Genomic DNA, 25885 nt, shown 5'->3' with positions numbered 1-25885 from the left:
TAATATCTATGACAAACCTGGAAATGAATGCGAACATGCTGGTTGATTACCTGCAGAAACCTACAACAGATTTTACAAAAGAGGATATCATCCGTTTTATCCGCGAGAAGCAGATCCGCATGGTGGATTTTATGTATCCCGCCGCGGACGGACGATTGAAAACACTTAACTTCGTTATTAATGATGCTACTTACTTAGATACCATCCTGACCTGTGGGGAACGTGTCGACGGCTCCAGCCTTTTCCCTTTTATCGAAGCGGGCAGCAGCGACCTCTATGTGGTGCCCCGTTTTCGCACCGCCTTTGTCGATCCCTTCGCCGAGATACCGACCCTGACCATGCTTTGTTCTTTCTTCAATAAAGACGGAGAGCCATTGGAAAGCGCTCCGGAATATACGCTTCACAAAGCCTGCGAGGCCTTCCGTAACGTTACCGGTATGGAATTTGAAGCCATGGGCGAATTGGAATATTATGTGATCGCACCGGAGACCGGGCTGTTTCCGGCAACCGACCAACGCGGCTATCACGAATCAGCGCCCTTTGCCAAGTTCAATGACTTCCGGGTAAAATGTATGCATTATATCGCGATGGCAGGTGGCATGATCAAATACGGTCATTCGGAGGTGGGCAACTTCACCCGGGACGGGAAGATTTACGAACAGAATGAGATAGAATTCCTGCCGACCCGTGCCGAAGATGCTGCCGACCAGTTGTTGGTAGCTAAATGGATCATCCGCAACCTGGCCAGTCAATATGGATACGATATAACCTTTGCCCCCAAGATCACCGTCGGAAAGGCGGGATCGGGATTGCATGTACACATGCGCATTATGAAAGAGGGAAAGAACCAGATGCTTGCCGACGGACAACTCTCAGAGACTGCCCGCAAAGCTATTGCCGGTATGATGGAACTGGCACCTTCTATCACGGCTTTTGGCAATATCAACCCAACCTCTTACTTCCGCTTGGTACCTCATCAGGAAGCACCGACCAATATCTGCTGGGGCGATCGCAATCGCTCGGTATTGGTACGTGTTCCCTTAGGATGGACCGGAAAGAGCGATATGAGCGTGATCGCCAACCCGCTGGAGCCAAAGAATGCGTACGACACCACCCAAAAACAAACCGTCGAGATGCGTTCACCGGATGGATCTGCCAATATCTATCAATTGATGGCCGGACTGGCCGTTGCCTGTCGTCATGGCTTTGAAATGGAAGAGGCGTTGAAGGTTGCCGAAGAGACCTATGTCAATGTGAATATCCATAAAGAAGAACACAAAGAGAAACTGAACAGACTCCGCCAACTGCCCGATAGTTGTGCCGCCTCCGCCGCCTGCCTGCAAGAGCAACGCGCGGCGTTTGAGAAACACAATGTATTCAGCTCCAAAGCAATCGATGGCATCATTCAATATCTACAATCCTTCAACGATGCCTCCCTGCGTCAGGAATTGGAAAATAATCCGCAAGGCATGGCAGAATTGGTGGAACGGTATTTCTATTGTGGGTAACCTCCAAAGCTGCGGTCCCTCCAATTGCTTTATGCTAACGCTAAGCGACCTTCGGTTCTCCCCCAAGGGGAGGCTTAAGATAGGATACTAAAAAAAGGAACCCCGCTATCATAAACAGATAGTCGGGGTTTCTTTTGTCTTTAAGCCTCCCCTTGGGGGAGAACCGAAGGTCGCTTAGCGTTAGCATAAAGCAATTGGAGGGGCTTCCTTACTCCAAATAACAATACCCATACAAGCCGGAGCGGTAGTTAGACAGGAATTCTTTTCCCTCTTCTACCGTGATCTTTCCGGATTTCACCGAAGAGGTCACCCAGGTTTCGAGTGTGCGTACCATTTTCTTGGGGTTGTATTGTACGTAGTCTAACACTTCGGCTACCGTTTCCCCGTCGATAATCTGATCGATAGTGTAACCCTTTTCGTCTACGCTGACATGCACCGCATTCGTATCGCCGAACAGGTTGTGCAGGTCACCCAGTATCTCCTGATAGGCGCCCACCAAAAAGACTCCGATATAATAGGATTCCTTTGTCTTGAAAGGATGCACCGGCAGGTAATAGGAATAGTTCTTGGTAGATATGAAGTTGACGATCTTCCCATCCGAGTCGCAGGTCACATCCTGCAAGGTCGCTGTGCGCGACGGACGTTCGTCGAGGCGATGTATCGGCATGATCGGGAACACCTGGTCGATGGCCCAGGAGTCGGGCAGCGACTGGAAGAGCGAGAAGTTACAGAAATACTTATCAGGCAATATCTTCGCCAACTGCTTCAGTTCCTCCGGAGCATGGCGCATCTGGCTGGTCAGGGCATATACCTCGCGGGCTATCGTCCAGTAGAGGCGTTCGATCTGTCCTCGTGTGCGCAGATCGAGCATACCCAAGCCAAAACGGTCGAGGCCCTCTTCACGTATCTGTTGCGCATCGTGCCAGGATTCCAGGATACGCTGCTGGTTCAGGTTTTGCATGATCTGATAGAGTTCATGCACCAGTTCGTGATCCTCTTCCGACACCATATCCTCCGGGTTCCATTCGGGCAGGGTGGTTGTTTCCAATACCTCGAAAATCAATACGGAGTGATGAGCCGTAAGCGAACGGCCTGATTCGGTAATGATATTCGGATGAGGGATATTATTCTTGTCGCTGGCATCTACCATGGTCGCGATCGAGTCGTTCACATACTCCTGAATGGTATAGTTGATGCTGCTTTCGCTATTGGATGAATGCGAGCCGTCGTAGTCGACACCCAGACCACCTCCTATATCGACAAATTCGATATTGAAGCCCATCGTACGCAGTTGCACATAGAACTGCGATGCTTCGCGCAGCGCGTTTTTGATGCGGCGTATCTTGGTCACCTGGCTGCCGATATGGAAATGGATCAGGCGCAGGCAGTCTTCCATCTTATTCTTTTCGATAAATTCGAGTGCTTCGAGCAATTCACTCGAGTTGAGGCCAAACTTGCTACCGTCGCCTCCCGAATCTTCCCATTTGCCACTGCCGGAGCTCGACAGCTTGATGCGTATACCGATGTTCGGACGGATATTCAGTTGCTTGGCTATCTTGGTGATCAGCTTCAGTTCATTCAACTTCTCTACCACAAGGAAAATGCGTTTTCCCATCTTCTGAGCCAACAAAGCCAACTCTATATAGCTTTCATCTTTGTAGCCGTTGCAGATAATCAATGACTCCGAATCGGGATACATGGCAATCACCGCATGCAATTCAGGCTTCGATCCTGCCTCCAGTCCGATATTGAATTTCTTTCCGTGGCTGATGATCTCTTCCACCACAGGTCGCATTTGGTTCACCTTGATGGGATAGATGATAAAGTTCTCCGCTTCGTATTTATACTCTTCCGCAGCGATCTTGAAACATTTGGAAATCTGTTCGATCCGGTTGTCCAGAATATCCGGAAAACGGATCAGCGTAGGGGTGGAAATGTCTTTGATCTGCAGTTCGTCGATCAGCTCTTTCAAATCAACGCCGGCATATTCCTTCTTGGGAGTAACCACTACATTTCCTTTTTCATTGACAGAAAAATAGTTAATACCCCATCCGGGGATGTTATACAATTCTTCCGAATCCTCAATGCGCCACTTTCTCATTTTCTGTTCCTTGCACTAAAATGGTTTATACTAAAAAATAAAAGGACAAAATTAAGCAATAAAACAACGAGAATAGCACTTCCACACTTAAAAATGATCTATCCAAAGGCATTTATATTATTGATAAGTGTCAAGGAGATGCTTTTCCGCCGAAATCCGAATTGACCATTATCGCAAAATAGCGATTGTAAGCAAAAAGGCCGTTTTGCTTACAAATCCATACGTTAAAAAGTGTTTCTCCCGGGAGTTTGTCAAAATACTCCCGCCTTTTTGGCGAAAAAGTCCTGCGGAAATTACAAATCGTAAGTTTGGGGGTCTGGCAAGAAGAGCTATTTTTTACCTGCATATCGAATAATATCGGGGAATTCATTACCTTTGTCGGCGATAACAACAAAAGAAGTTCCTTCAAACGATGATTAACAGAATTCTTATCCGCATCAAAGTTTTGCAAATAGTCTATTCCTTTTGCCAAAACGGAAACGGAGACCTCAAAGTGGCTGAAAAAGAGTTGCTCTTCAGCCTCCAAAAGTCGTATGACTTATACCATTGTTTTCTACTCCTCATCACTGAAATCACCTATCTGCACCAACGTATTCTCGACAACCGCAAGCACAAATTGCGTCCGACGGAAGCGGATCTGCATCCCAACATGAAGCTCGCCGACAACCGATTCGCGGCTCAGCTGGCCAGAAACAAAGAGTTGTTGGCCTACGTCGAAGAGCATAAATTGTCTTGGAGCAACGATGCTGATTTCATCAAAAACCTGTTAGATATCCTGCTGGCATCTGATCTCTACGCTACCTATCTCAACGATGAAAACGATTCGTATGAGGCCGACCAGGAGTTTTGGCGCGCCTTCTTCAAACGCCATATCTGCGGTAATGAAATGGTGGAAGAATACCTGGAAGAGAAGAGCATCTACTGGAACGACGACATCGATATTGTCGCCACCTTCACCTTGAAAACGATCAAGCGGTTTGAAGAACAAGCCGGCGAAAACCAAGCTCTTCTCCCGATGTTTAAGGATATGGAAGATCGTGATTTTGCCGTGCGCCTTTTCCGTCAGTCGCTTCTTCACGGGAAAGAATACCGTGAGCGCATCGAAAAGCACCTGAAAAACTGGGAGACAGAACGCATCGCGCAAATGGATCTCATCATTATGCAGGTGGCTATGGCGGAAATCATGCATTTCCCAACTATTCCGGTCAGTGTCACCCTCAATGAATACATCGATGCAGCTAAATATTACAGCACCCCCAAAAGTGGCACCTTTATCAACGGAGTGCTTGATTCTATTATCGGCGAGTTAAAAAAAGAAAAGGTTTTGTTCAAAGATTAAGAATAATACGTACATTTGTAAATATCCGCATGGAATTAACATAAAAATCAAACGAATATGAATTTACTGAGCATTTTATTACAGGCGCCTGCCACCGGAGGAGCAAACCCATGGTCAGGTTTGTTGATGATGGTTGCGATCATCGCCATCTTCTATTTTCTGATGATTCGTCCGCAACAGAAAAGACAAAAAGACGTACAAAAAGCACGCGAAGCATTGGCTGTAGGCGATAAAGTTGTGACCGCCGGAGGTATCTACGGTAAGATCAAAGAGATTGGCGATGTGTATATGCTGATCGAAATAGCTGAAGGAGTTCGTATCCGTATCGACAAAACCTCCGTATTTGCCTCTACGGAAGACGCAAAACAGAAATAATTAAAAACAGTTTATATGGCACGGCTTGAGGAGAATAAAAAACCATTCAAGTCTGTTCAGCGAAAGATCAGGGTCATTTTTCATCGTCAGAAATGGAAAGAGACTTTGATCTTCCTGGCTTTTGTCCTGCTATCGTTCGGATTCTGGTATCTGCAGAGCCTACAGCAGGATTATGAGATAGAGATCACACTCCCTATCCGCTACAAAGATGCGCCCGCCGAGATTGCCTTCAGCGACACGGTGCCCGAAAAGGTCATAGCCCGGATCAGGGACAAGGGAAGCGTATTACTTAACTATTCGTTTGGTAGAAGTTTCAATCCGGTAGAACTCAATCTGAAAGATTTGGCTGTCGAAAAAGGTCAACTCACCATCGAACGGAAAGAGATAGAAGCCGACATTTATAAACAACTATTGGCCAGCACCTCACTGATCGGATTCGAACCGGGATCGTTCGAGATCCATTATAGCCGCATGAAAGAGAAAAAAGTGCCCGTCGTTTTCAATGGCAGGGTTCAGCCGTCTGCCGGTTTCCACCGCTCGGGCGAAGTGATCATATCTCCAAGAACAGTGGAGATCTATGCCGCTGAAACCATTCTCGACTCCATCACAGAAGTAAAGACGGCCTATACGGAGATAAGCAAAGTCAACAAAACAACCACCCGCCAGGTAAAACTGGAGAAACAAACCGGTGTTTCTTTTGATCAGGAGATGGTCACCATCACAGTGCCTGTCGAAGAGTTTACAGAAAAGACATTGGAAATACCAATCACTGTCACCGGCCTACCGGCCGATTTCACCGTGCGCCTGTTTCCGCCTACAGCAAAAGTGGTATCCAGTGTGCCGATGAGCCGTTTCCGCGACCTGACCGAAAATGATTTTCGAATCCTACTCCCCTTCTCGGAGCTGGAACAAAACCTGACCGGAGTCACCTCTATCACCTTATCCACACAACCGAGTTGGATACGCTCGGCATCGATCACTCCGGAGCAGATCGAATTTATCCTGGAACAAGATCGTCGGACAGAATGAAAACGATCGGCATCACAGGCGGTATCGGAAGTGGGAAAACAGTTGTTGCCTCCTTGTTGGGCGTGATGGGCATTCCTGTCTATATAGCCGATGAAGAAAGCAAAAAACTGACCGACTCTTCTCCTATCATCCGGCAACAACTCACCGCCCTTTTCGGCAGCGACCTATATACCTCGAAAGGGCTCGACCGCCCGTTATTGGCTTCGTATATATTCGGACATCCGGAACGGCTGGAAAAGGTAAACGACATTATCCACCCGGAGGTCAACCGTCATTTCCTTCAATGGGTAAAACAACAGGAGAGCGATCTGGCTGCCATCGAATCGGCCATACTATTCGAATCGGGATTCGACCGGATCGTGGATGTCAGCCTGATGGTGTATGCCCCGCGGGCGCTGCGCATCCAAAGAGCCAGTAAGCGCGGAACAGCCTCCCGCGAGGAGGTGGAACGCCGCATACAAAGCCAACTTTCCGATGAAATAAAAAAAGAAAGAGCCAACTACGTCATTTACAACGACGATATCCGGGCCATTATCCCGCAGACCGAAGCTGTCATAGCCGCCATACGCCGGGGATAAGCCGTTTTTCCTCCTCCGGTTTATTGATATATCCAACAGTTATACTACATTTGCAGCTTCAAAGTTAAACACAAAAGAAACCGATTATGTTGAAAGAAATTTTATCCGTTTCCGGCAGACCCGGATTATACAAACTTGTATCACAAGGAAAAAACATGTTGATCATCGAATCATTAATCGACAAAAAAAGAATACCAGCCTACGCAACCGATAAGATCATCTCTTTGGGAGATATCGCCATATATACGATAGAGGAAGAGAAACCGCTGTACGAAGTGTTGACCCTCGTCAAAGAAAAGGAAAACGGACAGAAGCTGAGCTTTGCGCCTTCAAAGGCCAAACCGGACGAACTGAGAGCCTATATGCTGGAAGTATTGCCCGATCACGACCGCGCCCGCGTATATCCCAACGATATCAAGAAACTATTGAACTGGTACAATCTACTGATTGAAAATGGTATAACCGACTTCTCTCCGGCTAAGAAGGAAGAGGAGGAAGGTAAGTAGTTAGAGTAGTCAGAGTAGTTATCAGTCGCTTTGCGACTGAGTAGTCAAGTAAGACTATAAATATACCTATTCTGACTACTCTAACTACTTTGACTACTTTGACTACTTTAACTACTTAACTACTCTGACTACTTCAACTATTTATATTCCTGCCAACTCTTGATCTGAATATCTTCCGGGCTCAATGTGCAGAACGCCTCGATAAAGGCGCTTGCCAGGCGGGCATTTGTAATCAATGGCACGTTCAGGTCGATAGCGGCGCGGCGCACCTGGTATCCGTTGCTCAATTCGCGTGCGGTCAGGTCACGCGGGATATTCACTACCATATCGATCTTCTTCTCACGCAACAGATCCAAGGCCTGTGGATGTCCTTCTTCGCTTGGCCAGTAGACCTTCGTATTCACGATACCGTTCTCTTCGAGGAAGCGATGGGTTCCTCCGGTCGCATAGATATTATAGCCTTTTGCCTTCAACATCCTGGCGGCATCGAGCATAGATACTTTCTGTTTGGCCGAGCCGGTCGACAGAAGGATATTCTTTTCCGGGATGCGTTGCCCGACAGATAGCATACTGGTCAATACCGCTTCCGAGACATCATCACCCAGGCAACCCACCTCACCGGTGGAAGCCATATCGACACCCAACACCGGGTCGGCCTTTTGCAGGCGGTTGAAGGAGAACTGCGAGGCTTTGATCCCTACATACTCCAGGTCGAACTCATTCTTCGCCGGCTTCTCTACCGGCAGTCCGAGCATAATCCGCGTAGCCAGTTCGATGAAGTTTATCTTCAACACCTTGCTCACAAACGGGAAGCTCCGCGATGCCCGCAGGTTACATTCAATCACTTTGATCTCGTTCCCTTTGGCCAGGTACTGGATATTGAATGGACCGGATATGTTTAGTTCGCGGGCGATCTGCTTACTGATGCGTTTGATCCGGCGCACGGTTTCTACATAGAGCTTCTGTGCCGGGAACTGTATGGTGGCATCTCCGGAGTGAACCCCGGCAAATTCGATGTGTTCCGAGATGGCATACATCACAATGTCGCCCCTGTCAGCCACCGCATCCACCTCGATCTCCTTGGCGTTTTCGATAAACTGGCTGACCACCACCGGATGCTTCTTGCTCACATTGGCTGCCAATCGCAGGAATCGCTCCAACTCTTCGGGGTTAGAACAAACATTCATGGCGGCTCCACTCAACACATAACTCGGTCTGACTAATACCGGAAAGCCAACCTCTTCGACAAAACTATTGATATCCTCCATCGAAGATAATTCTTTCCAGCGGGGCTGATCCACGCCTATGCGATCGAGCATGGCAGAGAACTTCTCACGGTCCTCCGCGTTATCGATATTTTGAGCGGAGGTTCCCAGGATATTCACCTGTTGTTCGTCTAAACGTATTGCCAGGTTATTGGGTATCTGTCCGCCGGTCGATACGATCACCCCGTGCGGATTTTCCAACTCATGGATGTCCATTACCCGTTCGAAGGTCAGTTCATCGAAGTAGAGGCGGTCGCACATATCGTAGTCGGTCGATACGGTTTCCGGATTGTAATTGATCATCACCGAACGCCATCCCTCCTTGCGTATCGTATTCAATGCCTGCACTCCGCACCAGTCGAACTCGACCGAGCTGCCGATACGGTAAGCGCCCGAACCTAATACAACGATTGAACGGTGGTCGCCCAGATATTTCACATCGTTTTCTTCCCCACTATAAGTCATATAGAGGTAGTTGGTCTGCGCCGGATATTCAGCCGCCAGCGTATCGATCTGCTTCACAACCGGCCGTATTCCTCTCTTTTTTCTCTCCTGACGCACCCGCAGGCTTGCCTTTTCCGGATCGGTCTCTTCTTTGAAGACAGCGCGTCCGATCTGGAAATCGGAGAAGCCTTGTTGTTTGGCATGGCGAAGTAAAAGATCGGGCACCTCCGACAGTTGCTTGAAGGCTTCCAGTTCTTCCGCCGTTTCAATGATTCCCATCAGCTTTTGCAGGAACCATTTGTCGATCTTCGTCAGGTCATGGATCTGATCGATGGTGTATCCGGCACGGAAAGCTTTGCTGATCACAAAGATCCTCCGGTCGGTCGGTTCGCGCAAGGCCCGGTCGATATCATCAATGACCAGTTCTTTGTTTTCCACAAAGCCGTGCATTCCCTGTCCGATCATACGCAACCCTTTCTGAAGCGACTCTTCAAAGGTGCGCCCGATGGCCATCACCTCGCCGACCGACTTCATGCTCGAGCCCAGTTCACGGTCCACACCATGGAACTTACCCAGGTCCCAACGTGGTATCTTACACACCACATAGTCGAGCGCCGGTTCAAAGAAGGCAGTCGTTGTCTTCGTAACCGAGTTCTTCAAATCAAACAATCCATAGCCCAACCCTAACTTAGCCGCCACAAAAGCCAATGGATAACCGGTCGCTTTCGAGGCCAACGCCGACGAACGACTTAAGCGGGCATTCACCTCGATCACCCGATAGTCCTCGCTTTCCGGGTCGTAGGCATACTGCACATTACATTCTCCCACGATACCGATATGGCGGATAATCTTGATCGCCAGTTCGCGCAGCTTATGGTAATCGGTATTCGACAAGGTTTGCGAAGGGGCAATTACAATACTTTCTCCCGTATGGATACCCAGCGGGTCGAAGTTTTCCATATTACACACCGTGATGCAGTTATCGAACCGGTCGCGTACCACCTCATATTCCACCTCTTTCCAACCCTTCAGGCTCTTCTCTACCAATACCTGTGGAGAGAAAGAGAATGCTTTTTCCGCCAGTACATCCAGCTCTTCCTCCGTATCACAGAAGCCCGAGCCAAGACCTCCCAGGGCGTATGCCGCGCGGATAATCACCGGATAGCCCAGTTCATTGGCAGCCCGGCGGGCATCTTCTATGTTTTCTACCGCTTCACTTTTGATGGTCTTCACACCGATCTCATCCAGTTTGCGGACAAAAAGCTCACGGTCTTCCGTATCGATAATAGCCTGCACCGGTGTTCCCAATACTTGTACCTTATATTTTTCAAATACTCCATTCTGATAAAGAGCCACCCCACAGTTCAATGCCGTCTGTCCACCGAATGCCAATAAGACACCTTCCGGCCGTTCCTTTTCGATCACCTTCTCTACGAAGTAGGGCGTCACCGGCAGGAAGTAAACCCGGTCGGCCACCCCTTCCGAGGTTTGTACCGTGGCAATATTGGGATTGATCAGGATCGTTTCGATTCCTTCTTCGCGAAGCGCCTTCAATGCCTGCGAACCGGAATAGTCGAACTCTCCCGCCTCCCCGATCTTCAAAGCACCGGAACCCAAAACCAAAACTTTCTTTAATGGATAATGGATAGTTGATAATGGATAATTATTCGTTATCAATTCTCCATTATCAATTATCAATTCCCCGGTTTGCAGAGAGTCAACAAACAAGTCGAATATAAACTCCGTATCTGTCGGGCCGCTACAGGCTTCGGGATGGAACTGGGAAGAGAAGAAAGGTTTGGTCTTGTGTCGGATTCCCTCATTGGTCCCGTCATTCATATTAACAAAGAGCGGTTCCCAATCGTTGCCCAAGGTGTCGTTATCCACAGCATACCCATGATTCTGCGATGTTACAAAACAACGGTTCGTGCCTACCATCCGCACCGGTTGGTTATGACTGCGATGGCCATACTTCAGCTTAAAGATAGAAGCGCCACCGGCTTTTGCCAACAATTGGTTTCCCATGCAGATACCGCAGATCGGCTTATTGCCTTCCAGTGCTTTGCGTATGTTGTCGACCGCTTCCGAACAGGTATCCGGATCGCCCGGCCCGTTACTCAGAAACAGACCATCCCATTCCAGTTGGTTAAAGTCATAGTTCCAAGGCACACGCACGACCGTCACATCGCGGTTGACTAAGCTGCGGATGATATTATGCTTCACCCCGCAATCAACCAATACCACCCGCTTCTTTCCCGGGCCTTCATTATAGGTTATCACCTCTTTAGTAGAAACCTGATCAACGTAGTTGATGTCGCCGTAGGCAGCCCCCTTCAATTCCCCCAAAGGGGGAACGGCTTCCCCCTTTGGGGGGGATTGAGAGGGGCAGATCCATCCTTTCATCACTCCGCTTTCCCGCAGCTTCTTCGTCAACGCACGGGTGTCGATGCCATAGATACCCGGCACCTTCTCCGCTTTCAGCCAATCACCCAGGCTCTCCACCGCGTTCCAGTGGCTGAAGTCATGACTGTAATCACTTATAATAATCGCTTGCGCATGTATCTTTTCGCTCTCCATCAGGGTGGCGATGCCATTATCACCAAAGGTTCGCGGAGGCACACCGTAGTTGCCCACCAATGGATAGGTCAACACAATCATCTGCCCGGCATACGAAGGGTCGGTCAGACTCTCCGGATATCCGGTCATGGCCGTATTAAACACTACCTCTCCACTCACCGGAGCCTCATACCCAAAAGAATAACCTTGATAGACACTGCCATCATCTAAAACGAGGGTTGCTACTTTGTCTTTTTGCATTTTTCTCTATTTGTTAAAGTCTCTACTAAATATCATTATGCACAAAAAAAAGACAAGGATTAACTTGTCTTTCTAAATATCAAATATGTAAAGGAACACTCCTATGTAAATACTCATCTTCCATAAATTGGATAAAAGCCCTGTTGACCCGCATCGCACCGCCGGGAGTTGGATAGTTGCCTGAGAAATACCAATCGCCCGGATGATCGGGACAGGAGGTATGAAGCCCTTCCAATGTCTGATAAACAATCTCTATACTCGCCTTCACATCCGGCGGAGTAAGCAGTTCGACCATCTTGGCCGAGATCTCTTCATCCGAAAACGGCGCATAGATCTCTTTCACATAATTCACCACTTCATGGGTCGGCAGGCGATCCTGCAACTTCGCTTTATGATATACATCTTTTATCACCTGCGTCAGTCCCCTTTCTTCCAACAAGGCTATCGCCGCTTTGAAAGCGATAAACTCGCTCATGCGCGACATATCGATCCCATAATAATCGGGATAACGCACCTGGGGAGAGGAAGAGACAATGATAATCTTCTTCGGGTGCAACCGATCCAGGATACTGATAATGCTTTGCCGGAGGGTCGTTCCCCGCACAATGCTATCATCTATTACAACCAGATTATCGACAAAAGGTTCAAGACTTCCGTAGGTTATATCATAGACATGCGCCGCCAGGTCGTTCCGGCTGTTTCCTTCGGCAATGAAGGTGCGCAGTTTAATATCTTTAATCGCCACTTTCTCCGTACGCACCCGCATAGAAAGAATGTGTTCCAATTCCTCCTCCTGCAACAAAGGGCTATGATTGGCGATCCACTCCTTCTTTAACTTGTTCAGGTACTCGTCCAATCCCTCCTGCATACCAAAATAGGCCACTTCCGCCGTGTTGGGGATAAAAGAGAAGACCGTATGGTCGATATCGTAATCGATCGCCTTCAAAATCGGATCGACCAGGTTATACCCCAATCGCTTTCTCTCTTTATAGATATCGACATCGCTGCCCCGGGAGAAATAGATCCGTTCAAAAGAGCAGGCCTTATTGGCGTGCGGCTCGACTATCTGTGCCATCCGCACCTCACCTGCTTTGTTGACAATAAGCGACTCGCCCCGTTTGAGCTCATTCACCTCCGTAGACTGCACATTCATCACCGTCTGAATAACCGGACGTTCCGATGCAAGCACCACGATCTCATCATCCACATAATAGAAGGCCGGGCGTATACCCCAGGGGTCGCGTACGCTGAACGACTCGCCGCTACCGGTCAATCCGCAGATCACAAAACCTCCGTCCCAGCCCGGCACACAACGCTTCAACACATTCGACATATCCATCCGCCCTTCAATCGCATGCGTAATGTCCATACCGGTCAACCCTTCGGCTTCACCTTGCTGATACAAGCGTTCCACTTCGCGATCCAATCGGTGCCCCATCTGCTCGAGCATAATATAGGTATCCGAATATTGCCGCGGATGTTGCCCGATAGAGGTGATCTCCTCGAAGACATTTTCGACATTGGTCAGGTTGAAGTTGCCGCATAAGGCCAGGTTCTTGGCGCGCCAGTTGTTGCGTCTGAGGAAAGGATGGATATAAGAGATGCCCGACTTGCCGGTCGTGCTGTAACGGAGATGCCCCATATAAAGCTCTCCGGCAAAAGGAAGATATGTCTTGGCAAAAAGAGGATCGTTCAACTGTTCTTCCGTATAGTCTTTGTAATGGTTATGAACTGCCGCAAATATTTCCGGGATAGCCCCTGTGCCGATAGCACGTTCGCGAAACATATATTCTTCACCGGCATTTGCCTCCAGCTTCACACAGGCCAAACCGGCGCCTTCCTGTCCGCGGTTGTGCTGCTTCTCCATGAGCAGGTAGAGCTTATTGAGTCCATACATCCAGGTACCATACTTCTCGTGATAATACTCCAAAGGTTTCAGTAAACGGACCATGGCCACACCGCACTCATGCTTCAATTCTTCCATGTTGAACAGTCTTGTTTTGTTTCCGAACACAAAGGTAGGGAATAATTCATAAAATACGGCATTATTTATATCGTAATACCTTATCGATGTACCTCGATACCCCGAAATGTTAAAATAGCGATTGTAAGCAAAACGGCCGTTTTACTTACAAATCCATACGTTAAAAAGTGTTTCTCCCGGGAGTTTGTCTCCGAAGTCCCGCCTTTTTGCGCGCAAAGTCGAGCCGAAATTACAAATCGTAAATTGAGGGTTTTGCCGAAAACGAACGATTTAACATTTGTTTACGTTCCGACTAAGAGGGCATAGTATATATTTTTTGCTTTTGTTTGTTTTTTAAGCGGCTTATTCGCAACTTGTCGTCGAAAACAAGATACCCCCCTATCTCCAACAGATATGAAAAAGACAAGTCTTATTATTCTTATCCTCGCTTTATTGACGGCAGGATGCAAAAAGAACATTCAGTCGGCCGATCAGCTTATCACGGTGGACGTAACGACTCATTACCCGAAAAAGGAACTGGTTCTTCAGGATTTTATGGAGGTGGAATATCTCGCATTGGAAACCACGGATGAATTTCTGACCCAAGGCGCGGTTATGGCTATCGGCAAAGAAATCATCGTCGTGAAAAACTGGGTCAATGATGGAGATATTTTTCTTTTCGACAGACAAACCGGGAAAGGCATACGAAAAATAAACCGGAAAGGACAAAGCGGCGAGGAGTATTCCTATATTAATGGAGTTGTATTGGATGAAGAAAATGATGAATTGTTTATCAACTGTTCTTCAACGAATAAGATTTTCGTATACGATCTACAAGGTCACTTCAAGCGAAGTTTTGGACGAACTGAAGACATTACATATTTAGATATTTTCTCATACGATAAGGATCATCTGATTTGTTATGATATTTCCGGATATTACAGAGACGGGGAAGAGCGAGGCGATCAATCCTTCCATTCGATTATCTCAAAACAAGACGGAAATATCACCCAGGAGATCTATATTCCTTTTAAGGTAATCAATTCACCAGGCGTAAGGGATGGAGATGGATTTGCTGTCACGTCCATTCCTCCCATCATCCCCAACTACGATAATTGGCTATTTGTAGAAACATCTTCGGACACCATATATCAATATCTATCCAAAGAGAATCAATTAGTACCCCTTATTGTAAGAACCCCTTCCACTCAGACGATGGATCCGGAAATACTACTGACCATGGGGGTCGTTACCGATCGCTATTATTTCATGAGAACCGTAACGAAAGTATTCAATTTTGCCACAGGGAAAGGTTTTGACATAGGCACATTGATGTATGACAAGCAGGAAAATGCCTTGTACGATCATAGCATTCTCAACGGTGATTACCAGAGAAAACAATGGGTAGATTTGACGTCACAAGCGATTAGCGGCGAAATCGCAACCTATCAAGTCTTAGCCGCCCATCAGCTTGTCGAGGATTACGAAAACGACCAATTGCAAGGCAAATTAAAAGAAATCGCTGCCGACTTAGACGAAGAGGCCAATCCGGTCGTTATGTTGGTAAAGCCTTCCCGGTAGAACGCATGACTTTTTTCTGTGGAAATAAGGTTTTAATCGGTAAAAATCCGTTCTTTTGTAAAACAGCAAGGAAATAACCCCTTAACTCAAAATATATCATATGTACGACGACAACACACAACCGGTAAATAGCCATTTCATCCTGTATCAGGATGACAATGGCGTTACAAACGTTAATGTGCGCTTTGACGGCAAAGATGTTTGGCTTTCGCAACAACAGATTGCCATGTTGTTTGATACTACACAACAGAATATAAGCCTGCATATTAACAGCATTATAGAAGAGGGGGAATTGACAAAGGGAGCAACTCACAAGTATTTCTTGTTAGTTCGTCAGGAAGGCAATCGATCTGTAAAAAGACAGATTGAGCATTATAATTTAGATATGATTATCGCCGTCGGTTATCGGGTTAAATCACAGGTAGCAACCCGATTCCGGCAATGGGCAACACAGCGGCTACACGAATATATTCAAAAAGGATTTACCATCGACGATGAACGCCTTAAAGGGAATGGGAACCGCTATTTTCGCGAGTTATTACAACGAGTCAGGGACATTCGTTCAAGCGAACGCAACTTATACCAACAAGTTACCGACATTTATGCCACAGCAATCGATTATGATCCGCGAAGCGATATAACTCGTCAGTTCTTTGCTACAATACAGAACAAAATGCATTATGCCGCCCATCAACATACAGCCGCAGAGGTAATCTATCACAGGGTTGATTCCGAAAAGCCAATGGTAGGCATGACTAATTTTAAAGGGAATTATATAACCCGTGATGATGTTAAGATAGCTAAGAACTACCTTTCTGAGAAAGAATTACAAATATTAAACCTATTAGTTTCTCAATATCTTGACTTTGCCGAATTACAAGCTATCGAACAGCATACTATGACCATGCAGCAATGGATAGTAAAACTGGATGATGTACTATCGGTTGGCAATCGCCCATTGCTTAATAACACAGGGACAGTATCTCACAAACAGGCTATTGAAAAAGCAACACACGAATTCGAAATATATCGTCGTAAAGAAATGCTACAATATGAAAGTGACTTTGACAGGGCGATTAGAGAACTAAAATCTCAAACGGATAGAGATGCGCCCAATTTGCAAGAAAATTCGAATGTATAAGACTTTAATCGGTAAAAATCCGTTCTTTTGTGTAGGGAAACTAAAGTTAATCAAAAGAATATAGATAAAATAGGATTATGCGTACTTCTTCTCTTCAGGATCTTTATTTGCAAAGACCTGTTACACTGACCATTCTTATTTGTATGTTGTCGGTTTTACCCTGGATTGCGATGAACGACTTCGCCACCAAAGGGGAGCCACGCGAAGCGGCTGTAGCCATCTCCATGCTGGAGACAGGGAATTTCATTCTTCCAACCACATACGCCGATGAATTTGCCTATAAGCCTCCGATGGCACACTGGCTGATGGCCCTCTGCTCTTTGCCGCAGGGTTATGTTTCCGAATTTACTTCGCGCCTGCCATCGGCCATTGCGTTTACCTGCATGATCGGCTTCCTGTTAGGTTTCTTTGGCAAACGAAGGGAAAAATCACAAGAGGTATTTCTGACGATAGCCATCCTAATCACCTGTATAGAGATACACCGGGGCGCTATGACGACGCGCGTCGATATGCTTCTGACTACCTTTATGGTGATCGGACTTATACAGCTTTTCCGATGGGAAGAGAAACAACAGCTCAAAGGGCTTCCGGTAGCTATTCCCATTCTATTGGGGTGCGCCATGCTGACCAAAGGACCGGTCGGCATCGTTTTGCCTTTGTTTATCTTCTTTGTCTACCTTCTCATGTTAAACAAATACCGCTTCCTGACCGTCATTAAAGCGATGGTCTATATAGGCATCTCTTCGCTTTTCCTGCCTATGTTATGGTATGTAGCTGCCTGGAGGCAGGGAGGCGATGACTTCCTGAATGTGGTACTGGCGGAGAACTTCGGGCGTTTCTTCCATCTGAACACACCGAATATCAATTATGAACTGGGGCATGAAAATGGTGCCTGGTATAACCTTGTCACCTTGCTTGCCGGCTTTGTTCCCTGGACCATACTGGCCTTTTTTGCTTTGTTCGGCATGAAAATCCGTTTTCCCCGGAAATCCCTTTTACAGATCTGCCTCGATATTTGGAAAAAGATCCGTTCGATGGACAGGATCCGCCTGTTTAGCCTGGTAGCTTTGGTGTGTGTGGTGTTCTTCTATTCGATCCCTTCCAGCAAACGCAGCGTCTACCTGATGCCAGCCTATCCTTTTATCGCTCTTTTCCTGGCGCAGTTTATGCTTTATTTGGCTGAATATCGAACCAAAGTAACCCGTGTGTTTGCCCATTTTATGGCGGCCTTGACAGCGGTTGTGACCCTGGTATTGTTGTTGACCACCTGCCGGATGATCGATCCGATGGAAATAGTCTCCTCATTCACCCAAAATGCCTCTACGCTGGCCACCACAGAAGCGATTACGCAACTACTTATTCACCCGAATATCATCACGATCCTGATCCTGCTGGCCCAGATCGCCTCGTTAGGCATTGTCTATTATCAGCTTTCCCGCAAAATAAATATCAAGATACTGTATGCCACCTTCGGTCTGATGTTCTGCATCAACCTGTTGGTAGATGGTGTGATTATGAAAGGAGAAAAGGCCAGCGGATCGGCTAAGCCCTTTGCCCGCCAGATCATGCATGACTACCCATTGCAGAAAGACAATATCTATGTAATGAACAACTTGTTGGAATACCGCAACCTGTACGGACTGAACTTCTACATGGGCAATCTATTCCATAATTTCGAAAACGACAAGCCCCAAACGGGATTCTTCCTCTCGGCTGAGCCGGATATGGAAAAGGTGCAGGAAAAGTATGCTGGCCAGTACCGGTTCCAACTGCTTACAACCAGCCCGAACGTGATCAAAGATGTGCGCCGGAAAGTTGTTTTATATAGCTTTGAACGGATAGCCGGTTCTACTCCCTAAAAAATAAAACAGGATGAAAATAAATTGTTTCCTCGTATATCGGGATAAAGCCTCTGCCCGGGACACCGTAGAGAATCTTCGCCGGTCGCCACTGGTGGAAGGAATCTATCTGTTGACCGACAACACACGGGCAGAAGAGATTGAACAGGCTGTTGTACTTCATATAAACGACCTGAAAAGCACCACGACGCTGCGCACCATCGCCCGTTACGCGACAACAGAGTTTACCCTCCTGTATACAATGCCCCATGTGTTGGAGATGGGTATGTTTGCCTTGGAGCGTTTTATGGGTATTGCCATGGATACCGCGGCAGGCATGCTCTATTCGGATTACTACACGGAAGAGAACGGAGCACGAAAGAACTGCCCGACAATCGCTTATCAGGCAGGAAGCTTGCGCGATGATTTTCAGTTCGGTTCTGTTTTATTCTATCGCTCCGACGCTCTGCAAAAAGCGGTGCAACGCATGGAACTCAACTACCAGTACGCCGGGCTCTACGACCTGCGCCTGAAGGTGTCGCAACAACATAAGATCTTACGTATTCCTGAATATCTATATACCGTAAAAACTGATACAACCCAATCGCCTGCGGAAAATCAATTCTCATACGTCGACCCACGCAACCGGGAGGCACAGATAGAGATGGAGACTGCTTGCACGGATCACCTGAAACAGATCGGCGCTTTTCTACCGGCCTCTTTCCAGCGTATCGATTTCGAACAGGAGATCTTCCTGACGGAGGCTTCGGTCATTATCCCCGTGCGCAACCGAGTGCGCACCATCGAAGATGCGATCCAATCGGTATTAAGGCAAAAAACATCTTTCCGCTTCAACCTGATCATCGTCGATAATCACTCGACAGACGGGACAACGGAAATTATCGAACGTTACGCGGATGATGAGCGGCTGATCCATATCCGCCCCGTGCGCACCGACCTGGGCATTGGTGGATGCTGGAACCTGGGCGTACACCATGGAGCCTGCGGACGCTTTGCCGTGCAGCTCGACAGCGATGATGTCTATAGCGGCGACGACACCTTGCAGAAAATAGTGGATGCGTTCTACGAACAACAATGCGCCATGGTTATCGGTAGCTATCGTATGACCGATTTTCAGATGCAAACGATCCCGCCGGGTGTTATCGATCACCGGGAATGGACACCGGAAAACGGACGTAACAACGCGCTTCGCATCAATGGGCTGGGTGCTCCACGTGCCTTCTTCACACCCCTGCTCCGGTCGCTCAACCTGCCCAATACCAGCTATGGCGAGGACTATGCCATCGGCCTGCGCATCAGCCGCGAATACCAGATAGGGCGTATATACGACGTACTCTATCTGTGCCGCCGCTGGGAAGACAATTCGGATGCGTCGTTGGATGTAGAAAAGGCGAACAGCTACAACTACTACAAAGACTGGATCCGCACCTGTGAACTGGATATACGCCGGGAGATTATGTCATGACAGATGCGGTTATTACCCTCTCTTCGGAAGAAGCCGGCCGGCTGTTGCAGGAACAGCTAAAGCGGTGGCCCTTGGCAGCGGCGAACTACCATGCGCTGCGATTGGTCGAGACACGTTCCTATGACCTGGGAGGGTTTACTATTCGCACACAATACAACCCCGCACGCATCGTGTCGAGCGGTGCCAAAACAGATGCAAAAAGCATCGAAAAAAGACCTTGCTTCCTATGCCTGCATCACCTGCCGAAAGAACAAATCAAACTCTCCTTCCGATTCGGGGAGGAATATCTTTTACTCTGCAACCCCTACCCTATCTTCTCGGAACATTTCACCATTCCTTCTGTGGCACATCAGCCGCAGGAGATAACCTCGCGCTTGGAAGATTTCCTGCGTATAAGCCGGGCTTTAGACAAATACACCCTGTTCTACAACGGTCCAAAGAGCGGCGCCTCGGCTCCCGATCATGCCCATTTCCAGGCTGTCTCCAGCTATGAGATGCCCTTAGATGGAGAGATCGATACCATACAGACCTCCCGGGAAAGGATACTGATTGACACAGAAGAGGGCTCCCTTTCATTACTGACACATTATGTCCGAAACGGATTTGTGATACGAACCAAATCGTTAGAGCAGGCCAAACGGTTCTTTTACCTCCTCTGCAACGTGGCAGGCAAAGGCGAAGAGCCGGATATGAACCTGTTTTGCCGTTATAGAAACGAAATGTGGCAAATCGTTCTGATCCTTCGGAAGGCACATCGCCCCTGGCAATACGCTGCCCAGGGTGAAGAACAGATCCTTACCAGCCCCGGGGCGGCGGATGTCGGGGGCTTGTTTATCACCCCCCGCCGGGAAGATTTCGATAAGATCACCGTTGCTGTTTTAAGGGATATTTATGGACAGGTTTGTTACAATGATGCAGAAATAGCAGAATTTCGGGATAAAATCATGGCTAATTGGCATAATATCAAAAATAAACCCTAAAAAGCTTTATCTATTTATAAATATGTTAATTATCTTTGTCTTTTGAATAAACAACAAAAATTGGCACAAGTAAATTAGCCATCGTATTAGCGTATGAAACAATTTTTTAAAATGATGTTTGCTTCGGCACTGGGAGTGTTCGTTGCATTAGCTCTTGTTATATTCATCTCAATCTTTACAATGATTGCTGTGATTGGCAGTATGAGCAGTAGTGAATCTGTGTATGTTGCTAAACCGCAGACCGTTTTTAAACTTTCATTGAACGGATCCATTACAGACAGTGAGTCGACTGAAAATCCTTTCACTTCACTCTTGGGAGACGACAACAAATCCTATTCCCTGATGACCTTACAGGAAAGTATCCGCAAAGCAAAAGAAGACAAAAACATTGTTGGCATTTACCTGGAAGCCGGCTCTCTCTCGACAGCGTCTGCCAATCTGGAAGCCTTGCGTCGTTCGTTGATCGACTTTAAAGAAAGTGGCAAATTTATTGTTGCCTATGGCGATAATTACACACAAGGTAATTACTTTTTATGCTCTGTTGCCGACAAAATGTATATGAACCCCCAAGGGATGGTGAATATTATCGGGCTGGCTTCTCAAAACATCTTTATCAAAGGATTGGCTGAAAAGGTCGGTTTGGAATATGAAGTGTTTAAAGTAGGAACCTACAAAGGAGCCGTTGAACCGTATATCCTCGACAAATTAAGCGACGCGAACCGGGAACAAATCGAATCATACATCGCCTCTACCTGGAAAAATCTCTCCAACGGCATGGCGGAAAGCCGTGGTGTTTCGGTAGCTGATATCAACCATTTTGCTAACCAGGGTTTGGTGTTCGCCGATCCGTCGAAGGCAGTAGAATGTAGCCTGATCGATGAGTTGATGTATAAAAGTCAGGCTGAAGAGCTGGTGAAAGAGCTGGCCGGACAAACCGGAAAGAAGTTGAAGACAGTAGGCGTTGACAAGATTAAAAACATAAAAGAAGCCAAAAAGAAAAAGGGTGAAAAGATTGCGATCCTATATGCAGAAGGACAGATCATGGAAAGCAGCTCTTCTCCTTTCAATACTGAATCATTGATTACCCAGAAAATCGGTGACGAATTAGCTAAACTGAAAAACGACGACGATATCAAAGCGGTAGTATTCCGCGTAAACTCTCCGGGTGGTAGCGCTTTCATCTCCGAACAGATCTGGCACCAGGTGGTTGAACTGAAGAAAGAAAAACCGGTTGTTGTTTCTATGGGAAGCATGGCTGCATCGGGAGGTTATTATATCTCCTGCGCCGCAGACAAAATTGTAGCTGAACCGACCACACTGACCGGCTCTATCGGAATCTTCGGATTATTCCGCAAACCGGTAGGAACATTAAAGAAAGTGGGCGTAACAACAGAGGTAGTAAAAACAAACAAATTTGCCGACTTCGGTGATTTCTCACGCACATTCAATGAAGACGAACAACATATCCTGCAAGGATACATTGAAAGAGGCTACGATCTGTTTATCAGCCGTTGCGCAGAAGGTCGCGGTATGACAAAAGAAGAGATCGACGCCATTGGCCAGGGACGTGTATGGACCGGCGAACAGGCATTGGAACATCGCCTGGTAGACGAGTTGGGAGGTATCGATAAAGCGATTGAAATAGCAGCAGAACTGGCTGAAATACCCGACTATCAGATAGTAAAAGTAGACGGATCGAAAGATTTCTTCAGCACCCTATTGGAAAAACAACTGGAAGATATCAAATTCTCCATCCTGAAAAGCGCATGGGGAGAAGATATGGACTATTTGAATACGCTCCGGATCATCCGTTCAACCGATGGAATACAAGCGCGACTTCCGTATGATATGCAACCTCTCTAATGATTGATGCCGACAGACAATGACATAAAGATTAATTACGCATTAACACCTCTCTCCTTTTTCTATGGATTAGGAGTAGGGTTTAGGAATCAACTGTTCGATTGGGGAATACTCCGATCCGAACAGTTTCCGATTCCTGTTATTTGTGTGGGCAATCTGGCAGTCGGCGGCACAGGCAAAACACCTCATATTGAGTATATCATTCGTTTGTTACAACAAAAAAACTATCGCGTGGCAGTATTGAGCCGCGGGTATAAACGGAAAACCTCCGGGTTCTTATTGGCGGATTCGTCGAGTACCAGCGAGGAGATTGGTGACGAACCCTACCAGATCATGCAGAAATTTCCGGATCTGCTTCTGGCCGTAGATGCAGACAGACGCGAAGGGGTACGCAAACTATTGGCGTTGGAAGAAAACAGACGTCCCCAGGTAGTTTTACTGGATGATGGTTTTCAGCATCGGTATATCAAACCTTCTTTTTCTATTATCCTGACAGACTACAACAGGCTGTATTACCACGACAAGCTATTGCCGGCAGGACTTTTGCGGGAAAAGATTCGGGCAACCAGAAGGACGGATGTGGTCGTTGTAACCAAATGCCCGAAAGACATGAAGCCGATCGATTACAGGATCATAGAAGATCACACCCAATTATTGGCTCATCAGAAGGTCTTTTTCACCCGTATGGTATATAATGACCTGCAACCTGTTTTTGAAAAGGCTAAACCTCGCATGCTAAGAGATATCCGCCGGGATGATGAGGTGTTGGCTATTTCCGGTATTGCCAACCCGACACTGTTCGAACAGGAAATACAGAAATACTCTCAACGTGTTATTGCACAGCACTTCCCGGATCATCATGATTTCACAAAGAGCGATTTCAAGAAATTGAATACGTTGTTTGAAAATATGTCTTCAAAAGAGAAGCTGATTATCGTGACAGAAAAGGATGCTGCCCGGATGCGTCATAATATGTATCTGCCGGAAGAATGGAAACAATCGCTCTATTCGTTGCCAATATCCGTCCTCTTTACCGGGAGAAGAGAAACTCTTTTCGACCAAATCCTATTAAAACATATTGAAACCGTTCTCAAAAACGGTCTACCTGATTAAATGAAGTATGAGTACCAGAACAGAAATTGCATCATTAGGCGAATTTGGTTTGATTCGCCATCTTACTGATCGTTTAGAAATCAAAAATAATAGTACAATCACAGGGGTTGGCGACGACGCCGCCGTTCTTGAATACAAAGAGAAGCAGGTGTTGGTCACAACGGATCTCCTATTGGAAGGGATTCATTTCGACCTGATGTATGTTCCCTTGAAACACTTAGGATATAAATCGGCGATCATCAACTTTTCCGATATATACGCCATGAATGGATATCCTAAACAAATCACTGTTTCTTTAGGTATCTCGCAACGTTTCTCCGTAGAGGATCTGGATGAGTTCTACAGCGGACTGAAACTGGCTTGCGATATTTACGGTGTGGATATTGTTGGAGGTGACACCTCCTCGTCGCGTACCGGCTTGACCATCAGCATCACCTGCATCGGAGAAGGCGAAAAAGACAGAATTGCTTATCGCACAGGGGCAAAAGAGACAGATCTGATATGTGTTTCCGGTGATTTGGGTGCTTCCTATATGGGGCTTCAATTGTTGGAGCGCGAGAAGAAGGTATTTGGAGATCAACATGATTTCACGCCGGACTTTTCTGGCAAAGAATACCTACTGGAACGGCAACTAAAACCGGAGGCCCGTAAGGACATTGTTGATATGCTTGCTCAGATCGGGATTGTTCCGACCTCCATGATTGACATTTCAGACGGATTATCCTCTGAACTCTTACATATCTCGAAAGAGAGCCAGGTGGGATGTCGTATTTACGAAGAGAGAATCCCGATTGATTATCAAACAGCTGCCATGGCTGAGCAAATGAATTTGAACATATACACAGTAGCCTTAAATGGAGGGGAAGACTACGAACTTCTGTTCACGGTGCCCCTCACCGCCCACGACCTGATTGTTGAGCAAAGTGGTATTCGTGTGATTGGTTATATCACCAAACCCGAATTAGGTAATCACATCATTGGCCGTGACGGTGGCGAGGTAGAACTCAAAGCCCAAGGCTGGAACTCCTTTAAATGATTAGAAATATCCACCTCCCCATTTTGCATATTCTGAATAAATACCTATCTTTGCACCCGTCTTGAAAACGCAACAAACCGCGCAACAACGGTGCCATAGCTCAGTTGGTAGAGCAAAGGACTGAAAATCCTTGTGTCCCCGGTTCGATTCCTGGTGGCACCACTTTTAGAAGAATTTAGATTTGGTAAATCCCTGAAAATAAAACATTTCAGGGATTTTCTTTTTCCAAGAAATCCTCCATTTTTAGCAAAACTAAGCAGTTCCTTCGGGCTAAATCGTGGACAATTTTATCCACGTAAAAAAGTATCCACGAATTGCGTCTTAAGTCACTGATTGTCTTCTCATTTGAGGCTCTCTATGAAGCATGGTTCAAGTATCTTTAAACGAGCATATGCGAATATCCGGGCACAAAAGCCCTGCAGCATTTATGCGATATATTAAGGTTGATAATATGCAGGCGGCGAACAGATTGAAAGCATTGAGAAACAGTCTGAATAAGCAATCGTAATCGACAGGGATTCATTACCTTTACAGCATAATTCAAATTTCTAATGATAGTAAAACATCAAAAACCGACTCAAAGCATAGATGTTATTCGTGATCCGTACTTCTTGGAATTTCTTGGATTGGAAGAACGGTCAGAATATAGCGAGTCAGAGTTGAAACAAGCTATTTGTTTCCAAATGCTTAGTTCAATTGCCAGACAAGAAAGTCTTGGAGGATTTTATCAAAAAGGAGATTGGAGAGTGAATATTAACCATAAAACTTCTTTTTGAATTTAACAATTAAACAAGAGGTATATGAACATCCTAAATTTTTTCAAACCGATCAATCCTAATATGGGAATAAACGAAGAAGCATACGATAATTTGGACGTATGTGTTTCGATGATTGATGCTTTATCCCGTACCACAAATCAGAG

At 46.7% G+C, this 25885-nt stretch carries 18 protein-coding genes and 1 tRNA gene; 16 read left to right on the top strand and 3 right to left on the bottom strand.

Annotated elements, in window-relative coordinates:
• Window positions 1-8 precede the first annotated feature (8 nt).
• The gene (locus tag M2137_RS01945; protein ID WP_280764781.1) at window positions 9-1508 is read left to right on the top strand and encodes a glutamine synthetase family protein; all 1500 of its coding nucleotides are present in this window, start codon (window positions 9-11) and stop codon (window positions 1506-1508) included.
• 208 nt (window positions 1509-1716) lie between these two features.
• On the opposite strand, the gene speA is transcribed toward M2137_RS01945, so the two are convergent.
• Window positions 1717-3609 carry a biosynthetic arginine decarboxylase gene (gene speA / locus M2137_RS01940; protein WP_280764780.1) on the bottom strand — a complete coding sequence of 631 codons (1893 nt, stop codon included), beginning with the start codon at window positions 3607-3609 and terminating at the stop codon, window positions 1717-1719.
• A 412-nt stretch (window positions 3610-4021) separates the two neighbouring features.
• Between speA and nusB the strand changes: the two genes are divergently transcribed.
• From nusB to M2137_RS01915, 5 genes are all read left to right on the top strand, one after another.
• Window positions 4022-4948 carry a transcription antitermination factor NusB gene (gene nusB / locus M2137_RS01935; protein ID WP_280764779.1) on the top strand — a complete coding sequence of 309 codons (927 nt, stop codon included), beginning with the start codon at window positions 4022-4024 and terminating at the stop codon, window positions 4946-4948.
• Window positions 4949-5005: 57 nt separating this feature from the next.
• Window positions 5006-5323, top strand: a complete 318-nt coding sequence (gene yajC / locus M2137_RS01930) for a preprotein translocase subunit YajC (protein ID WP_280764778.1) — start codon at window positions 5006-5008, stop codon at window positions 5321-5323.
• Window positions 5324-5338: 15 nt separating this feature from the next.
• Window positions 5339-6352, top strand: coding sequence for a YbbR-like domain-containing protein (locus tag M2137_RS01925; protein WP_280764777.1), 1014 nt, complete (start codon window positions 5339-5341; stop codon window positions 6350-6352).
• Entirely contained in the window at window positions 6349-6930 is a 582-nt protein-coding gene (gene coaE, locus M2137_RS01920; protein WP_280764776.1) for a dephospho-CoA kinase, read from the top strand. The genes M2137_RS01925 and coaE overlap by 4 nt, the downstream gene beginning before the upstream one ends.
• Window positions 6931-7016: 86 nt before the next feature.
• The gene (locus tag M2137_RS01915; RefSeq protein WP_280764775.1) at window positions 7017-7436 is read left to right on the top strand and encodes a DUF5606 domain-containing protein; all 420 of its coding nucleotides are present in this window, start codon (window positions 7017-7019) and stop codon (window positions 7434-7436) included.
• Window positions 7437-7573: 137 nt separating this feature from the next.
• Here M2137_RS01915 and carB read toward each other — a convergent pair whose 3' ends face one another.
• A complete protein-coding gene (gene carB, locus M2137_RS01910) occupies window positions 7574-11962 on the bottom strand; it encodes a carbamoyl-phosphate synthase (glutamine-hydrolyzing) large subunit (protein WP_348538023.1) in 4389 nt (1462 codons plus the stop codon).
• Window positions 11963-12041: 79 nt separating this feature from the next.
• Window positions 12042-13946, bottom strand: a complete 1905-nt coding sequence (locus tag M2137_RS01900) for an amidophosphoribosyltransferase (protein ID WP_280764774.1) — start codon at window positions 13944-13946, stop codon at window positions 12042-12044.
• A gap of 393 nt (window positions 13947-14339) precedes the next feature.
• On the opposite strand from M2137_RS01900, the gene M2137_RS01895 reads away from it, so the two are divergent.
• The 10 genes from M2137_RS01895 (at window position 14340) to M2137_RS01850 (ending at window position 25739) form a co-directional block, all read left to right on the top strand.
• Window positions 14340-15506, top strand: a complete 1167-nt coding sequence (locus M2137_RS01895) for a 6-bladed beta-propeller (protein ID WP_280764773.1) — start codon at window positions 14340-14342, stop codon at window positions 15504-15506.
• A gap of 100 nt (window positions 15507-15606) precedes the next feature.
• A complete protein-coding gene (locus M2137_RS01890; RefSeq protein ID WP_280764772.1) occupies window positions 15607-16647 on the top strand; it encodes a virulence RhuM family protein in 1041 nt (346 codons plus the stop codon).
• Between the two features lie 77 nt (window positions 16648-16724).
• Window positions 16725-18506, top strand: coding sequence for a dolichyl-phosphate-mannose--protein mannosyltransferase (locus tag M2137_RS01885; RefSeq protein ID WP_280764771.1), 1782 nt, complete (start codon window positions 16725-16727; stop codon window positions 18504-18506).
• Between the two features lie 13 nt (window positions 18507-18519).
• Complete coding sequence (locus tag M2137_RS01880; RefSeq protein WP_280764770.1) at window positions 18520-19971, top strand: glycosyltransferase family A protein; 1452 nt, start codon at window positions 18520-18522, stop codon at window positions 19969-19971.
• Window positions 19968-20951, top strand: coding sequence for a DUF4922 domain-containing protein (locus tag M2137_RS01875; protein WP_280764769.1), 984 nt, complete (start codon window positions 19968-19970; stop codon window positions 20949-20951). Before M2137_RS01880 ends, M2137_RS01875 begins: the two co-directional genes overlap by 4 nt.
• A 93-nt stretch (window positions 20952-21044) precedes the next feature.
• Window positions 21045-22814 carry a signal peptide peptidase SppA gene (gene sppA, locus M2137_RS01870; RefSeq protein WP_280764768.1) on the top strand — a complete coding sequence of 590 codons (1770 nt, stop codon included), beginning with the start codon at window positions 21045-21047 and terminating at the stop codon, window positions 22812-22814.
• A 6-nt stretch (window positions 22815-22820) separates the two neighbouring features.
• A complete protein-coding gene (gene lpxK / locus M2137_RS01865; RefSeq protein WP_280764767.1) occupies window positions 22821-23927 on the top strand; it encodes a tetraacyldisaccharide 4'-kinase in 1107 nt (368 codons plus the stop codon).
• Between the two features lie 7 nt (window positions 23928-23934).
• Window positions 23935-24963: a thiamine-phosphate kinase gene (gene thiL, locus M2137_RS01860; RefSeq protein ID WP_280764766.1), complete on the top strand. Its 1029-nt coding sequence runs from the start codon at window positions 23935-23937 to the stop codon at window positions 24961-24963.
• An 89-nt stretch (window positions 24964-25052) separates the two neighbouring features.
• Window positions 25053-25125: transfer RNA gene (locus M2137_RS01855), tRNA-Phe, on the top strand.
• 389 nt (window positions 25126-25514) lie between these two features.
• Window positions 25515-25739, top strand: a complete 225-nt coding sequence (locus M2137_RS01850; RefSeq protein ID WP_280764765.1) for a hypothetical protein — start codon at window positions 25515-25517, stop codon at window positions 25737-25739.
• The last annotated feature ends 146 nt before the right edge of the window (window positions 25740-25885 follow it).

The organism is Parabacteroides sp. PFB2-10, assembly GCF_029893085.1.
In the GTDB taxonomy this organism is placed as follows: Bacteria; Bacteroidota; Bacteroidia; order Bacteroidales; family Tannerellaceae; genus QVMG01.
Note: the sequence above shows the minus strand (reverse complement) of the source record. Positions and strands in the feature narration are given on the sequence as shown.

Coding starts and splice junctions, on each gene's coding strand:
- M2137_RS01945 (WP_280764781.1), top strand. CDS start 9: ATGACAAACCTGGAAATGAATGCGAACATGCTGGTTGATTACCTGCAG.
- speA (WP_280764780.1), bottom strand. CDS start 3,609: ATGAGAAAGTGGCGCATTGAGGATTCGGAAGAATTGTATAACATCCCC.
- nusB (WP_280764779.1), top strand. CDS start 4,022: ATGATTAACAGAATTCTTATCCGCATCAAAGTTTTGCAAATAGTCTAT.
- yajC (WP_280764778.1), top strand. CDS start 5,006: ATGAATTTACTGAGCATTTTATTACAGGCGCCTGCCACCGGAGGAGCA.
- M2137_RS01925 (WP_280764777.1), top strand. CDS start 5,339: ATGGCACGGCTTGAGGAGAATAAAAAACCATTCAAGTCTGTTCAGCGA.
- coaE (WP_280764776.1), top strand. CDS start 6,349: ATGAAAACGATCGGCATCACAGGCGGTATCGGAAGTGGGAAAACAGTT.
- M2137_RS01915 (WP_280764775.1), top strand. CDS start 7,017: ATGTTGAAAGAAATTTTATCCGTTTCCGGCAGACCCGGATTATACAAA.
- carB (WP_348538023.1), bottom strand. CDS start 11,962: ATGCAAAAAGACAAAGTAGCAACCCTCGTTTTAGATGATGGCAGTGTC.
- M2137_RS01900 (WP_280764774.1), bottom strand. CDS start 13,946: ATGGAAGAATTGAAGCATGAGTGCGGTGTGGCCATGGTCCGTTTACTG.
- M2137_RS01895 (WP_280764773.1), top strand. CDS start 14,340: ATGAAAAAGACAAGTCTTATTATTCTTATCCTCGCTTTATTGACGGCA.
- M2137_RS01890 (WP_280764772.1), top strand. CDS start 15,607: ATGTACGACGACAACACACAACCGGTAAATAGCCATTTCATCCTGTAT.
- M2137_RS01885 (WP_280764771.1), top strand. CDS start 16,725: ATGCGTACTTCTTCTCTTCAGGATCTTTATTTGCAAAGACCTGTTACA.
- M2137_RS01880 (WP_280764770.1), top strand. CDS start 18,520: ATGAAAATAAATTGTTTCCTCGTATATCGGGATAAAGCCTCTGCCCGG.
- M2137_RS01875 (WP_280764769.1), top strand. CDS start 19,968: ATGACAGATGCGGTTATTACCCTCTCTTCGGAAGAAGCCGGCCGGCTG.
- sppA (WP_280764768.1), top strand. CDS start 21,045: ATGAAACAATTTTTTAAAATGATGTTTGCTTCGGCACTGGGAGTGTTC.
- lpxK (WP_280764767.1), top strand. CDS start 22,821: ATGCCGACAGACAATGACATAAAGATTAATTACGCATTAACACCTCTC.
- thiL (WP_280764766.1), top strand. CDS start 23,935: ATGAGTACCAGAACAGAAATTGCATCATTAGGCGAATTTGGTTTGATT.
- M2137_RS01850 (WP_280764765.1), top strand. CDS start 25,515: ATGATAGTAAAACATCAAAAACCGACTCAAAGCATAGATGTTATTCGT.